Below are 15,892 nucleotides of genomic sequence, written 5' to 3'. Positions count from 1 at the left end.
GATGATGCAAACTGGCACAAATAAAACGAAAAGGAGTACTCTTCTTAAAAGCTTTCTCCTGCGATTTGTTATATTCACCGGAGGTTGGCTGGTATTGTTAAGGGGAGACCATCTCAGCGACATTTGGTTTGTGGTTCTTTTTATAGCGGCTACTACCGCTATCAGCATCTATACTGTACCCCCCGGTCAATGGGTTTTAAGGCCCCTGGGAGTCGTTCGGTTTTTTCCCTTTTTTCTCATAACCGCCTTAAGAGGTGGTTGGGATGTAGCCCGACGCGTCTTTTTCCGAACTGTTCCTATAGATCCGGATTTTATAACCATCAAACACGACCAGGACCGGCGAAAAACACTGGTTCTTGTCTGGATTATTAGTCTGCTCCCTGGTACAGCCAGCACCGTTATGACTGAGGACGCCATCGTTGTTCATGTTCTCGACAAAAAACAGCCTGTAGAACAAGAAATTCAGGAACTAAAAAAGCGAATTAATGAAATTTTCGTGGATAGCAGGTCCTGAACTATTGAAGCTGGTTTCCTGAATTACTTCCCTTATGATTACAGTTCAGTTTAACCTGGACCTCTCCCTGACTTGAACTGCGAAACCTTCTACATTTCGGGAATATGCATTTACAAAAAAAAGGCTACCCCTCCGGATAACCCTTTTCCTCTTAAAATTCAAAATTATGAACTACAAACAGAAATTTTGACAATCTGAAACTTCACGGCCCTTGATAGATTGTGGTTACAGATTCATTTATAAATCAGGCCAAATTATAACGGGCTCCAATTTCATCCAGACTTAATCCTGCATTTGGTAATAAATTGGGAGGACACTCACCAAATTTTTCTTTGGCCAGGAAGCGTTTGCAGGTTTTATACCCTTGTGGGCCGGCTTCACAGTATTTGGTGCGATAAGCTTTGGCAGTGGTTACTTTGTCGGCAAGAATGCCATTGAAAATAGGGCATTTGGGGGAATTGGGGCAAGTGGTATTCAGCATAAGTGAAAGGGTGTTTTGTGTACCTACTCGTAAGGCTTTTCGGATTCCGCCGCTCAATAATTTGGTTTCTTGAACAAATGTTCATCAATTTTAAGGATAAAAATCTAATAAATCAAGAAATTAGAAGGTATGGAGTTGGATCTTTGATAACCTTGTGGTTTTGTTTGATGAATAGATCTTAGTGGAGAAACACCTTACAGAAATAAAACATCGATTCGCCGGCTCATTTTTGGTTAGATTTCCCGTGAATTTTAATTTTTAGATATATGTCTTTTTTTAAGTTATATTTGATACCGGCAAATGCTTTCCCCTTTTTTCTTCCCTGATCCAGGAGCGGATTTTAACTATTTAGCCCGTCTATAAATTAAGCAAATAGTGTCAAAATATATGTGTCTGTTCAGAAAGTTTTATTTACAAAGCCTGCCCCGATTTTTCTTCGGGGGTTTGTGAAGCCAAAAAATACGCAGTCCCTACCCTTCGGGATGAGTAATTTTCGGGCAAGCGTAACGCACCAAATGGGACTTTATGAACAGACACTGTTTAGGATTATTTTATTTTAAATTTACGAATAGAGAATAAACAAATGAATATGCGGATAAGTCTTTTCAGTCGACTGATATTATTGGGTTTTGGTTTTTTTTCTTCATACACCGTTTGGGGGCAGGGACCGGTTGAGCAAGGTGTATCTTTGATTAAAAGTTTTGCGCGGGAGCAATTCAGGGGAGATGGAAAAATATGGGATATCACGCAGGACGGGGACGGCATAATGTACTTTGCAGCCAACAACGGATTGTGGGAGTATGACGGAACTCGTTGGACCAATTATACCAATCCTCTTCACAACAACCTTAGGGCAGTTCATTATAATAAAGAAGATCAGATTCTTTACTCTGCAGGATATGGTGGTTTTGGGTTTTGGAAAAAGGATGAAAAAGGAGAACTAAACTATTATGAAATATACTCAGCAGGCCTGGAAGAGAGCAATCATGCTGCAGAATTCTGGAGTGTTGGCGAATTGGAAGGGCACATTCTGTTCCAGTCATTTGAAAAATTGTTTTTCTATACTCCCGGGACCCAAACAATGGATTCGATAGATGCACCATCCGTATTTTCTTTTTTGCATAAAAGTAAAGGACGTGTTTTTGTAGAAGATTATGTAGAGGGGCTTTTTGAAGTGGTCGGTGATGAACTTGTCAAAATTCCCAACACCGGTGTTTTTGGAGGGGGAATCGTTGGTATATCCGTAGTTGAGGACAATGAGCTGTTAATTGTTTCTGACGATGATGGCGTGTTCGAATGGAAGGATGGGGTGCTTCGCTCTAAACGATGGCGTTTAAATGTGGGACTAAAGCGGGATCGTATTTATTCCTTTCAGGAGTTGGATAATGGTAACCTGGTTTTCGGCACCATTATGAATGGCATCTATGTTAGTAACAAAAGAGGAGTGCGCCTGCTCCATTTTGATACACGTAAAGGATTAGAGAAAAATACCATCTTAAGTCTGTTCCTGGATCATCAAACCAACTTGTGGCTGGGACTTGATGGGGGTGTTAATTATTTGAAAATCAATAGTGGAATAAGTTATTTGCTGGATGAAATAGCCAAAATTGGGACAGTATATGCCAGTCAAAGAATGCTTAAAATGCATTACATTGGCAGTAACCAGGGCCTTTATACTCTGGATTTGAGAAAAGAGAGCAGCCGTCCAAGATTGGTGAAAGGTTCACAGGGGCAGGTTTGGAGTGTTGAAAACATTGATCAGCAGATATGGATTGGTCATCATAAGGGAGCATTTCTTTTGAAAGAGGGTGCCTTTACCCAAATTTCGAATGAACCGGGTGCGTGGATCTTTCAAAAGCATCCTAAAAGGGATGATATTGTATACAGTGGTAATTATTTCGGGATCTGCGTTTATAAGAAAATACAGGGGGAGTGGAAGTTTATCACAAAACTGAACACTTTTAACGAATCTGCCCGCTTTATGGAGTTTGACAATATCGGTCGCTTGTGGGTTGCACATCCCTCAAAAGGGTATTATCGATTGTTGTTATCAAACGATGGGCTTGCCATTGAAAAAATGGATTTCTTTGGGATGGATAACCAAAATATAGAAAGATATGCCTACATGACCCGCATCGATGGGAATTTGATTTTTTTCAATCCCCAGGGATTTTTTCAGTTTGATGAGGTGGATAATGATTTTTACCAATCAAGGTATGCCACAGAGTTGTTTGAAGGCGTTGAAAACCTTTCGCGGATTGAACAATTCGGGGATATTTTCTGGTATATTTCCAAAAACTCATTAGGTTTCATTCAAAGAGAAGGCAATGAGTTTAAAAATATCCAGGAACCTTTTGCCCACTTCAGGAATAAGCATCTGGGTGATTTTACCAGTATTTCCAAACTCAGGAAAAACATTTTTTCTATAGGCATTTATGACGGCCTGGTATTTTGCCGTGCCCCGGTGCCGGATTCATTGGTGGCAGGCTCTCCGGCAGCACCGATTATCCGGGGTGTAAATCTGATTAGTTCAAAAGACACCATCGCCGCATCAATAGCCCCATCAGACCCGGTGAGTGTGCCTTACCGAAACAATTTTATCGAGTTTAAGATTGCCACTCCCAATGCTCCGGAAGGTGATTTTTGGAAAGTACAGTATCAACTTAAAGGGTTAACGGACGATTGGTCTGACTGGATCAACCGCAAACAACTCAATTTTCCTAATCTTTCTCCCGGAGATTATGAACTCAACCTCCGGGTTATGGATGGGAATGGTAATATGTCGCCTATTGTTACCTATTCATTCGAAGTCGAGCATCCCTGGTATCTGGGAACTTTCTTTATTGTGTTATATGCCCTGTTGGTGGTGGCTGTTTTCTTTATGATTCGTGAATATTTCAGGCGTAAAGCGCTGAAAGAAAAGGAAAGGCTCCAAAAAAAGGATGAGGAGAAAATGCAGCGCCAAAAAGAAAAATATGAGCGGGAAAAGCTTGAATCGGAAAAGCGACTGCTGGTGTTGAAAGAGGAAAAATACCGCCTGGAACTTGAGCAGAAGAACAACGAACTGTCATCTGCAGCTATGATCAACATTCGAAAAAACGAGTTGCTCTCCGAAATAAAGAACGATATTAAGCAATTGGAGAAAAATTCAGGAGATCAGGCGTTGTCCTCAGTCAAGAAACTAATTAAGAAAATTAACAGGCAAATCAACAGTCAGGAGGACTGGCTCTCCTTCGAGCTGCATTTTAACAATGCACATGCCCATTTCTTTGATAAGATTCGTGAAAAACATTCGGGTCTGACTGCCAATGACTTTAAGTTGTGTGCTTATTTGAAATTGAATCTTTCTTCCAAAGAAATTGCTTCGTTGATGAATATTTCTGTTCGAAGCGTGGAGATGAGCAGATACAGGCTTCGCAAAAAACTGGATTTATCACCCGAAGAGAGTTTGTCTGAATATATAAGTTCTTTTTAAATGCTAGTGTCAAGTCAAGCACAGTCTGACGGCCCAAGCCTTGCTCTTTCGACCTTGTGCTTCTCAAAAAATAGACTCACGTAGCTACTGCTATGCTTATCTTTTTTGTTGATTTGCCCAAGGTGAAAAATATCGGCGGCTTACCTGACATTCTACACTTGACTTGACAATAGTTTAGAAAACCTTCAGGCTTTCGTTGGCTGAGGCTGCCTCAAAAGTCCAAATTTAGTGTCATTCTGAGCTTGTCGAAGAATCTTTTCCCTGGATAAACAGATGTTTCGACGACTTTCAACATGACACGCCTTTGGCGTATTATACTTTTATGACAACCTCTTCTCTTAAGGTCAGAGTTGGTTTTTACTTAAAAAAAAAAGATTTGATAACTGTTATTGAGTGTCAAACTGGGTTTAAGGTTTGAGTGAACTCAAAAAAATGGAGAAAATGATAAAATTATTTCCATTATTCCATAATAATTTTTCAGGAGCAGCCCTATTTTCAAAGGTTGCTCTTTTTTTTATTAAGTTTTGTTTAATTTTTGGTGGGGTTTTGTTGTTCAAAACAATTTTGGTTTCTCATTTTTGAACATTGTGTCAATAAAAGTTAAAAAGTAAAAGGGCTTTTATTACTGACATTGAGAGCGCCATTGTTGAGATTGAAAAATAAAGATGAATTGTTTTCAAGAATCAGGGAATCAGGGTAAAAGGGGTTTTAAATTTGTTGTTTGTTGTGGTTTTGTAGAGGTGGTATTATGCTCTGTCGGGCTTTTGTAGGTAGAGAAAATTTCCTAAAACCTTGGATGGGATATACATTTGTTGACACTAATTGTTAATCGTTAAGGCGGTCAATGATTGTTTACAAAGAGATCTCTAAAAGAAACGATTGAAAGAAGCCTTGAAGTAAAATTTTTAATCTATGAAAAAGATTCATTTCAAAAAAACATTCCATTATAGCCTTCTGTGCTTATGGTTTCTGGCCATATCAGCATTTGCCAGCGCACAGGAGAAAACTATAAGCGGAACAGTAACTGACACGCAGGGAGAGCCTCTGGTTGGTGTAACCATAGTGGCCTCGGGGACTCAAAATGGTACCATTAGTGATACCAACGGGCATTATTCTTTATCCGTCTCTGATGAAGTTCAATTCCTTGAGTTTTCTTTTATAGGAATGAAAAACAAACGAGTAAATATCGGAAGACGAAGCACTATCGATGTAGTAATGGAGTCGGAAGAATTTGCCATGGATGAAGTTGTGGTGATTGGTTACGGAACTAAAACCAAAGCCGACCTGGTAACTTCAGTTGCTCAGGTAAAAGCCGATGAAGTTATCAAAGATCGTCCCATTCCGTCGGCAACCAATGCTTTGCAGGGAACTGTTGCCGGTGTAAATGTTACTACCGATCGTGGTATTCCCGGTGAAGGATTTGAGATTAGTATCCGGGGGCAGTCTTCTGTTAATTATGCCGGTGTGCATGTGGTGTTAGACGGTGTACCTAGTGATATGTCCGCTATTTATGATCTGAACCCTTCAGATATTGAATCAATGTCGGTATTGAAAGATGCGGCTTCGACCGCCATTTATGGTTCGCGTGGTGCCGGAGGTGTTATTTTGGTGACTACCAAGAAAGCCAATAAAGCTGGTATATCAGTAAACTACACGGGTAATGTGAGCTTGCAAAAACCAGCCACACATCCAGAATTTGCCAGTCCCTATGACGTAGCTGTCGCCGGCAACCTGGCTTATGAGAACTCCGGGCGTAATCCCAGGTTTACTACCGAACACCTCAACGCCATTCAGGATCCGGCGATTGATGCCATTGTAAATGAAACCGGTGAGGAGTGGCTCTTTGCAGCCAATACCGATTGGTTCGATCTGATGTTTGATCAGGCTATGCAACAAACACATAACATTGCTATTTCGGGTGGGGGCCAAAAAACCAAATACCGCCTGTCTGTAGGATATTTGGATCAGGATGGATTTTTCTCGGAGTATGGCCCCGACAATTATGAGCGATTGAATGGTACCTTGAATCTGAACTCGGAAATCACTGACAAAATTAATGTTGACATCCGGTTGAATTATACCAAAAGTCACCTAAACAGAGCCAGTCTTTTTCCCGATCGCGACGTGTATGGTGTTGGTGGATTCCTGCCTGTAAGAGACCCCAATGGCAACTACGCAGCTTATGATGAAAGATCTCCAAATCCCATTCAGGCAATGGCAGAAGGAGGTTTTCGTGAAAACAAAGACGATAAGTTGCAGATGGACGGAACCATATCCTGGACTCCCATTCCTAATTTGACGCTAAAGGCAATTGGAAGTTTTGGCTACACAACTGGTCGTTATACCGGGTTTAATAAAGCCTATGGATATTATGGCCCTGAGGGACTAATTAGTTTCTCTCACCGCAGGCGTGCGAACTCTATTGATGAGTATATGCAATATCAATACAGTAACAAAGGGCAATTCATGGCCAACTATGATTTCACTGTGGGTGCTAAGCACGACTTCAACCTTACCGGAGTTTGGGTGGCCGAAGACGATGGCCGTCGCCAGGTTCGTGTCAATGTAGAGGACATTGCCGGTAACGAGGTGCCTTCGTTTCTTCTTGGGGATCAAAGTACTGACCGCATCCGGGGAGCTATGCAGGAAGGTGCCAGTCTTTCTGCCATTGGCCGCCTTAGCTATAACTATGACAGTCGCTATCTTCTTGAAGCATCAGTTGGGGCTGAAGCCAACTACCGCTTCCCCTCCGAGAACCGATGGGGTACCTTCCCTGCATTGTCAGGAGGTTGGCGTATTGCTCAGGAAGATTTTATGGACGATTTTGATTTTGTGAACCAATTGAAATTGAGAGTTTCCTGGGGGCAAACCGGAAACAGCAGTGGTATTGGCCGTTTTGATTACCTTCCTACCTATGCCATCAGCACTCCTTATGCTTTTGCAGGAGGTCCTGTTCAGGGTATTACCACACAGGGTATTACAACCAGGGATAAGGAGTGGGAGCGCATTACCATGATCAACTATGGACTGGATGTTTCTCTTTTTAACAACAGGTTCTACATGACTGCAGAAACCTATAAAAATGATACCGAGAATATGTTGATTCCTAAAGTTCTTCCTTCTGTAATCGGAAACCTTGGGGATTCCAGAAATAATCCGGTTGGAAACTACGGAGCCTATGAGGTTGAAGGATGGGAACTGACACTTGGATGGAGAGACAGATTTGAGTCAGGTTTCAATTATGAATTTAGTTTCAATATTGCCGACAGAAACAGCGAAATCACCAGTTTGGACTCCGATGCAGAGTTTGAAATAGGAGAAGGCAGATACCATGAGCGGTTCGACAACATCGTTGGTTATCCTGCAGGATGGAATTACTTTGGGTTCGAATCAGCCGGGTTGTTTCAAACACAGGAAGAAGTGGATGCCTGGGCTACTCAGGATAATGCCACCGGCCCTGGTGACATTAAGTATGTAGATCGCAATGACGACGGAGAGATTAATGATGAGGATGCCGTTTACCTTGGAGATTTTGAACCACATTACACTTATGGTGCCACCATTCGTTTGGGATACAAAAACTTTGATGTAAAAGCCATCTTCAGCGGAGTAGGTAAACAGAACTATTACATGGATCGAAATGCTGTTGCACCCTTTTATGGCGATGCTAACTCAGCGTTTGAAACTCAGATGGATTTCTGGACCCCCGATAACCCGGATGCACGGTACCCCCGTCCTTATCGTGGTGCAAGACACAACTATGTGTACACTGATTACTGGATGATTGATGGCGCTTATCTTAAAATGACCGACCTGACTCTTGGGTATAACATTCCGCAGTCGGTGCTGGAAAGAATAAACATTCAGGATGCCAGATTAACAGTGAGTGGTCAGAACTTGTTTACCATATCGGATGTACCCGATTTTCTCGATCCTTCTACCGGAAGATATGATCGGTACCCGGCTTTGAGAGGGTACTCACTTGGATTGAATGTAACTTTCTAAGGGACATATCAACAAAGCGTTATTTTTTAGAAGTTAAGAGAATTAAAAGTTAAAGTAATGAGAAAGATATCAATAATAGCATTTCTGGTAGTGATGGCAGTTTCGCATTTTTCCTGCGAAGACTATCTGGATCGCTACCCCTTGGATGAAATCAGTCCTGATTCATTCTGGAAAACTGAGCAGGACCTTCAGAGCGGACTGAATAACATGTACCAGTATCTGAACATGAGGGCCTGGGATGAAGATGTTCGAACAGCAGATTGTTTCCCCAGTGGAGGAAATATAATTTCTTCAGGGAGTCTGACCCCCAATGATAATGAATCCGAAAATATCTGGAATTTAAGCTATCAGCAAATCAGAGCTGTTCATGAATTTCTGGATTATTACAACCGGGCGAATGAAACAGAGGAAGTAAAAAACCGGTACCGGGGCGAAGCACTTTTCTTCAGAGCTTATTTCCATTATCAATTGTTGAGACATTTTGGGGATGTGCCCATTGTTACGCGCCTGTTGAATGCGGGAGATGAGGAAGTTTTCGGGACACGTGATCCAAGGTCAGAAGTAATGGATCAGATCATCGAAGATCTTCAGTGGGCTGCTGATAATCTGCCTGCCCGGTCATGGATTGAGACCAACCGTCCGAACGAGGTTGGACGCATTACCAAAGGTGCTGCATTGACATTTCTGTCACGGGTGGCTCTTTACGAAGGTACTTTTGAAAAATACCATGGCATGTCGGGATACGATAAGTATCTGCAAACAGCCATTGATGCTTCCAACGAGGTCATCAACAGTGGTGAATATCAATTGGCATCCAACTTTGAGAATTTGTTCCTGCCCCAGGGTGAGGATAATGAAGAGGTGATTTTTTCCTATCGCTATTCCAAAGAGATTGATGAACCCAGCAGAAGACCAACTCAGACTGTGGAGGTAAACCGTTTTATGCCCACCAAATATTTGGCTGATGCATTTCTTTGTTCCGATGGTCTTCCCATCGATCAGTCGCCTCTCTTCCAGGGTTACGGATCACTTACCAGTGAATTTGAAAATCGTGACCCCCGGATGAAAATGACCATTTGGGAACCAGCGTCTGACAACCACCCCCAAGAAGGCGAAAGCCAGGGTGAGCCTGTTTTGTCTGTATCTCCAACCGGATATTACTTTAAAAAAGCAGCAGACTACAATGCTTACCAAAATGAAGTATTTACCGATGAGATAAAAATGCGTTACGCAGAAGTGTTGCTCAATTATGCAGAAGCGACTTACGAGCTGAACGGTTCTATTTCTGATGCCGATCTTGATAAGACTGTGAATGCTTTACGGGCCCGTGTTGGCATGTCGGTTGAACTCACCAACAGCTTTGTGTCAGCCAATGGCTTATCAATGTTGAACGAGATTCGCCGCGAACGCCGGGTAGAACTGGCAGCTGAAGGTCTGCGATACGACGACATCATTCGCAGAAAAACAGCTGAGGATCAATTACCACAAGCCATTAAAGGATTTTTATTCCATCAGGATGTTTATCCCGAATTGGTAGTTGGAACTGATGTTCAATTGGATGGAGATGGATTTGTAATTGCTCAGAGCGCTGATGTTCGCTTCTTCGATCCGGACAAAAACTATCTGTTACCATTACCTTCTCAACAGTTGACCTTGAATCCAAATTTGGAAGACAATCCTAATTGGAGCAATTAAGAGAAAGCTGGTTTACTTTATTGTTTGTCCTGATTTATTGGGATTTCAATTCTTAAAGGATTGTTTTCAAATACAGGTGATCAGCCGGGAGTTCCCCGGGATTTCTGGCTGATCCTGCTATAACTGTGCCTTATTCTACCCAAAAATGACCATTCTTTAGATTTTTAAAAGCAGAATTAAATGTTGAAACGAGGATTTAGTTTATTGGTGGGACTCGCCTTAACGGCTTCTTTTACGGCCGTTGCACAAGATGAATGTGCCGAGTTTAAGATCACCAATGAGAAAGACAATTATTTTCAGATCGAAATGACAGATGATTTAGGTTATTCATCTTATCAATTGGATCTGGGCGACGGAAGAGTAAAATCCTTTGATGGGGATGAGATGGTTGTTTATTACCCTTTTAAGGGGGATTATACCGTTACGCTGATTTCCAAAAAGGACAATGAAGAATGTCGCGTACACCATGATGTTTCTGTAAAGGAAGATGATGAGTATTACGCTACCAAACAGGAGCTTGTCTGGAGTGATGAATTTAACGGAGATGAGGTGAACCGGGAATTCTGGACTTTTGAAACCGGAGCTACAGGTTGGGGTAACCAGGAGTTACAGGATTATACCGATGGCGAAAATGCTGAAGTTGAAGATGGAACATTGACCATCGTAGCTAAAAAAATTGGTGAACGTGGAATCAGGGGTGAGTACACTTCGACCCGAATGATTACTAAGGATAAAAAGGAGTTTATGTACGGGCGCTTCGAAATGAGGGCCAAACTCCCTACAGGTCGTGGAACCTGGGCTGCTTTCTGGATGCTTGGTGCCAACTTCCCTGAAGTGATGTGGCCACATTGTGGTGAAATCGATATCATGGAACATGTAGGTTACGAGACCGGAGTTGTACACTCAGCCATGCACACCCCTTCAAGCTTTGGAAATACCCGGAACAAAGGATCTGTTACACTGGACGATGTGGAAAATGAATATCATACCTATGGGGTTATTTGGGATAAACATTCCATGAAATTTTATGTGGATGATCCCGAGAATATCCATTACACTTACCAGCCTGAGGTAAAAAACAATGAAACCTGGCCTTATGATCAACCAGCCTTCTTGTTGTTAAACCTGGCCATTGGAGGCACGTGGGGTGGCAAAGAAGGGGTTGATGACCGTAGCTTCCCCCAGGAATATGTGATTGACTATGTAAGAGTTTATCAGCATCCTGATTTTTAAAAGGGAGCTGAACAGCAGAAGAGTAAAGATACGATTAGTGGCTGAAGGGTTTAGGATTTTTTTGCAAATGGCAAAACTGATTTTTTAGTAAAACATACAAGCACACATCAAATAAGACCGGATGTCTTTGCAGGGGAATTCAAACCTTCAACACTAATAAAGCCTATGGTACTGTAAGTAGTGCCCTCAGATTGATGCCCGGATGATGATTTACATCCCGGATTCAATCTCCCATAGTGATCTGTTTGAGGTGATTGCGGTCTTCAATACTCCGGGATCACTTTAAATGAGCCTTTCGCCTTTAAGTGCGAAAAACCGATTAAATAACCGGCAGATGCATAATTTGAAACCAGGATCTGTCAATAAAACAACAGTTATGAAGCTATTTGTAATGCTTGGGTTATTGTTTCTTTCAATGGGAGTGAGCGCCCAGGAAGAAAGCAGGACCCCAAAGAAAGTGCACAGTTTACCCGTTGATTCGGTCGCCTCTAACAGAGCCAATAATGTCGAAAAAGTAATTGACATAACCCTGGAACAAAAAGAAGAGGTTAAGGATGTGTATGAACAGTTTCTGACCACACAGAGAAGGGTTCACGTTCGGCATAAAAAGCTTATCGAAAGAGCCAACCGGAAACTGGAAAAGGCACGTGAAAAAATGGACGAGAAAATGGAGGAGATACTGACCGATGAACAGTACAAAGAGTTTAAAGAATATTCTGATAAGCGCCAGGAGCGTGGGCGCCAAAGATTTGACGACGAATAGGGAATGTGGTTATTCCCTGATTATTAAAAACCATAAAAAAATTAAATTATGAAATTAAGTTTTGTATTAGTCCTTTTCCTGCTGGTTGCAGGATCTCTTCAGGCACAGGAGGGTGGACGCGGAAATCGTGCATCAAGTGATTTACCTGTTGAAGAAGTAGCCGCTAACAGAACCAAAAATCTGGATAAAGTGGTGGGTATGACGCCCGATCAGGAAGAGAAAGTTAAGGCCATCTATGTTGAATTTCTGAATGCTCAGAAAAAGGTACGTCAGGATTATAAGGATGATTCTGACAATATGATGGAAAAAATGGAAGAAGTAAGAAACAACATGAATGAAAAAGTGAAAGAAGTGTTGGATGATGAGCAGTACAAACTGTTTAAAGAGGCTTCTCAAAAGCGTCGTAGTCGTGGAAGTGGCCGACGTGGAGGGAACCAGTAATCTTATCTTCTGAGCCCGAAAGAACTGATTGCTGCCTTTTTTGAGAGTAGGAAAGGTTCTTTCTATTTTAAGTGTTCTTGATATCGCCAGGCAGGAGACATTAGCCGTTTAAAAGTATTAATGTGTTCTGTGATCTAATCGATGTGTTGGTGTTTTTTGCCTGGCTTTCTTTTCATTCTTTAATCAGTTTTGAGTCTGTTTTTTCAGACTTGTCTTCTTCAGATAACCCCCAAAAGGGGAGTGTTATTACGGATTTCCCACCCGGTTATAAAAGTCAATTGATGAGGGTTTTGTGTCCTTGCTTGTGAGGGGCATTCAGGATACTTACGCCTTAATTTTCAAAGAAATGAATAAAAATACAAACATGTTAAAAAAACATAAGTCATCAAAGAATCTGCTGAGAGGGTTACTGTTTCTTGGTTTTTTCTTTTTGCTGGTGGCCAATACCACAGCACAGGAGGCCAGAATAAGTGGAAGGGTTGTTGATGCCGAAACCCGGGAGGGGTTGTTTTCTGCCCATGTTACCTTGCAAGATGAAGATCAACTTACTTACCAGACAATTACCGATGATCAGGGGGATTTTGTTTTATACGTCAATAACCTGGGAGATTTTAATCTTTATGTGCAGTATGTTGGTTATGAAACAACTCAAGAAGAGATTAAAATTGACTCTTATGAAGCGCGGGAGTTACCGGTAGTGAATTTGGAGGCATCGGCTTTTGAACTTGATGAGGTGCAGATCGTCAGTAGTATACCGGTAACAGTAAAAGAAGATACGCTGCAATACTCAGTCAACTCATTTAAAACCCGTAACGATGCCGAGGTGAGAGATTTGATATCAAAACTGCCCGGTGTAACGCTTGATGCCGATGGGACTGTTACCGCTGAGGGGGAAACCGTAAAGCGGATTTATGTTGATGGCAAAGAGTTTTTTGGCAGAGACCCGCAAACGGCCCTGAATAATCTGCCGGTTGATATTGTAGAATCCATTGAAGTGATTGACAAAAAAAGCGATCAGGCCGAATTTACCGGGTTTGACAGTGGTGAGCGGTCAAAAGCCATTAATATTGTCACCAAAAACAGCAGTAAATATTCCTACTTTGGAAAAGTAGATGGTGGCGTAGGAACGGATGACCTGTACGGGGTATCCGGAAATTTTAACTTATTTAAGAAAGACCAGCGATTTTCGTTGGTCGGACTAAGTAATAATATCAATGCCCAGAACTTCAGTACAGAAGATCTTACCGGCACCAGCGGTTCGGTTTCCCGTGGAGGGGGAGGACGCCGCGGTGGTGGTGGAGGCGGCGGTGGCCGCGGAGGAAAAGGCGGTTCCGGCGGCTCCGGCGGCGGTGGTAGCTCCTCGGGCGGCGGCTCCGGTGGTGGAGGCGGCGGAGGAAAATCCTCCGGCATCAACACTGTTCACTCCCTTGCCCTCAACTATATTGACGAATGGACCGATAAATGGGACGTTACAGGTAGCTACGGCTACAATGTCCGCGATAATGACACCGAGGAAACATCTCTTACCGAGTATTTCATGGAAGACGGCAATAACCAGTTTATCGATGAAGAGGCTTTCGGAGAATCCCAAAAATTCAACCATGCCTTCGATATGAAGATGGATTATACTTTGGATTCTATGAACTCGTTCCTCATTCGGCCCGGTTTGAGCATCGAAAATTCGGATAGCTATTCGGAATCTACTTCAGAAAGTTATTTACTTGACAATACTCCACTGAGTAACTCAAAAGTTTTGGAAGATGGCTCCGGGAGTGGTTTGGATTTCTCAAACAGCCTGCTTTATCGTCGCCGGTTCAATAAACCCGGACGAACTCTGTCATTAGACTGGAAAGTAGGGTATTACGAAACCGATAAAACCAATACCACCGAGTCGGTAATTGAATATACCGATGAGGAGGTGGATGAGGTTGATTCCACAGCGCAGTTTAATGATGCCAAAACCTACAGATACCGAACTTCGGGGAACCTTGTCTTTACTGAGAGCCTGCTACCAGAACTTCAAATAAAGCTGGGGTACTATCAGGGATGGGAGCAAGAAGATGCCGATAAAAGAGTTTACGATGTAAGTACCGGTATGGACAATCAGCTTTTGCAGGAAGATCTGTCCAACTCTTTTGTTACTACCAAGCAGGACTATCGTACTTCTGCCGGTCTGCTCCTGAATAAGGAAAAATATAACCTGTTTGGAGGCGTGAGTTACCAGTTAACCGACATTCAAAACGAATCGACTTATCCCTATAGCGATGAAATCAGATATGACTTTGATGATTGGTTGCCGGAGGTTAACTTCAGCTATAGCTTTGAAAGAAGCAAGCGGCTCCGTTTTTCTTACCAGAAGAAACTCAAAAATCCATCGGTTGATAAACTTCAATCTGTGGTTGACAACAGTGACCCGATGAATGTTTCTACAGGTAACCCATATCTTGAACCGGAGAAGGAGCATGCCATAAAACTGAATTATCGCTCTTTTAACTATGAAACACAGCATACGTTTTTCGTAAGCCTGTCGGCTGATATGACCAACAATAAAATAAGCAACCATACGCTCGTTGTTCCCCGGGACACCGTTATTGATGGAATAAATCTCAGAAGTGGGGCACGTTACAGATCTCCGATTAACATAGATGGTTACCGGTCGGCCAATTTTAACTTTGTTTATTCTTTTCCCTGGGATGCTATTGCGACCAATATTACCCTCAATACAAGAGGAAAAGTGGTGAGAAACACTGGATTGACCAATAATGTTAAGAGTGTAACTTACGATAACAGCGCGGGACAGGAACTAAAGCTGAGCAGCAATATCAGTGAACGGGTTGACTTCCTAGTCTCTGCCCGGTCAACACACCACTGGGTCTCTAACGAGTTGCAACCCGAAATAAGCGGAAAGTATTATGATCACGACATTGATGTAAAAGCAACATTTGAACCACTGAAACGTGTTCTTTTGAGCACTACCTTTTCGGGGAAAATGTACAATGGAGATGAAGACCTGGTAAATGATGATTCGTTTTATTGGAATGCTTCCATTTCGAAGAAGTTTTTCAAAAGCGGACAAGGAGAACTGAAGTTAAGCGTATTTGATATTCTCGACCAAAACAAGAGTTTTTCGCGCAGGGTTACTGAGTCCTTTATACAAACCAGCAGAACCCAGGTTATACCACGCTTTTTTATGGTGTCCTTTATTTATCGCCTCAAAACCTCCATGGAGCCACCATCATCAGGAAGAGGCAGAGGAAGAGCCAGATAGCGGGTTGCGTCACTGTT

The 15,892-nt window shown here is 42.3% G+C and carries 9 protein-coding genes; 8 read left to right on the top strand and 1 reads right to left on the bottom strand.

From position 1 onward, the window contains the following. The first annotated feature begins 1 nt into the window (after position 1). Positions 2-514, top strand: a complete 513-nt coding sequence (locus DDZ16_RS08985; protein WP_109264121.1) for a Na+/H+ antiporter subunit E — start codon at positions 2-4, stop codon at positions 512-514. Positions 515-758: 244 nt separating this feature from the next. On the opposite strand, the gene DDZ16_RS08980 is transcribed toward DDZ16_RS08985, so the two are convergent. After that, positions 759-995 carry a hypothetical protein gene (locus DDZ16_RS08980; RefSeq protein ID WP_109264120.1) on the bottom strand — a complete coding sequence of 79 codons (237 nt, stop codon included), beginning with the start codon at positions 993-995 and terminating at the stop codon, positions 759-761. A gap of 589 nt (positions 996-1,584) precedes the next feature. Between DDZ16_RS08980 and DDZ16_RS08975 the strand changes: the two genes are divergently transcribed. The 7 genes from DDZ16_RS08975 to DDZ16_RS08945 all read left to right on the top strand — a co-directional run bounded on the left by DDZ16_RS08975 (position 1,585) and on the right by DDZ16_RS08945 (position 15,875). After that, entirely contained in the window at positions 1,585-4,470 is a 2,886-nt protein-coding gene (locus tag DDZ16_RS08975; RefSeq protein WP_158275637.1) for a triple tyrosine motif-containing protein, read from the top strand. A gap of 912 nt (positions 4,471-5,382) precedes the next feature. Beyond that, on the top strand, positions 5,383-8,475 hold the full coding sequence (locus DDZ16_RS08970) for a SusC/RagA family TonB-linked outer membrane protein (RefSeq protein WP_109264118.1): 3,093 nt from the start codon (positions 5,383-5,385) through the stop codon (positions 8,473-8,475). A 57-nt stretch (positions 8,476-8,532) separates the two neighbouring features. Continuing rightward, positions 8,533-10,170 carry a RagB/SusD family nutrient uptake outer membrane protein gene (locus tag DDZ16_RS08965; protein ID WP_198416693.1) on the top strand — a complete coding sequence of 546 codons (1,638 nt, stop codon included), beginning with the start codon at positions 8,533-8,535 and terminating at the stop codon, positions 10,168-10,170. A gap of 180 nt (positions 10,171-10,350) precedes the next feature. Continuing rightward, positions 10,351-11,403: a glycoside hydrolase family 16 protein gene (locus tag DDZ16_RS08960; RefSeq protein ID WP_198416692.1), complete on the top strand. Its 1,053-nt coding sequence runs from the start codon at positions 10,351-10,353 to the stop codon at positions 11,401-11,403. 376 nt (positions 11,404-11,779) lie between these two features. Next, complete coding sequence (locus DDZ16_RS08955) at positions 11,780-12,166, top strand: hypothetical protein (RefSeq protein WP_146192220.1); 387 nt, start codon at positions 11,780-11,782, stop codon at positions 12,164-12,166. A gap of 48 nt (positions 12,167-12,214) precedes the next feature. Then, positions 12,215-12,607 (top strand): hypothetical protein, encoded by a 393-nt coding sequence (locus DDZ16_RS08950; RefSeq protein WP_109264116.1) that lies wholly within the window; start codon positions 12,215-12,217, stop codon positions 12,605-12,607. 364 nt (positions 12,608-12,971) lie between these two features. Then, on the top strand, positions 12,972-15,875 hold the full coding sequence (locus tag DDZ16_RS08945) for an outer membrane beta-barrel protein (protein ID WP_158275636.1): 2,904 nt from the start codon (positions 12,972-12,974) through the stop codon (positions 15,873-15,875). The last annotated feature ends 17 nt before the right edge of the window (positions 15,876-15,892 follow it).

The sequence above is a fragment of the Marinilabilia rubra genome (assembly GCF_003121985.1).
GTDB classification, from domain to species: Bacteria; Bacteroidota; Bacteroidia; order Bacteroidales; family Marinilabiliaceae; genus Marinilabilia; species Marinilabilia rubra.
This window is presented reverse-complemented; position numbering and strand designations above follow the sequence as displayed.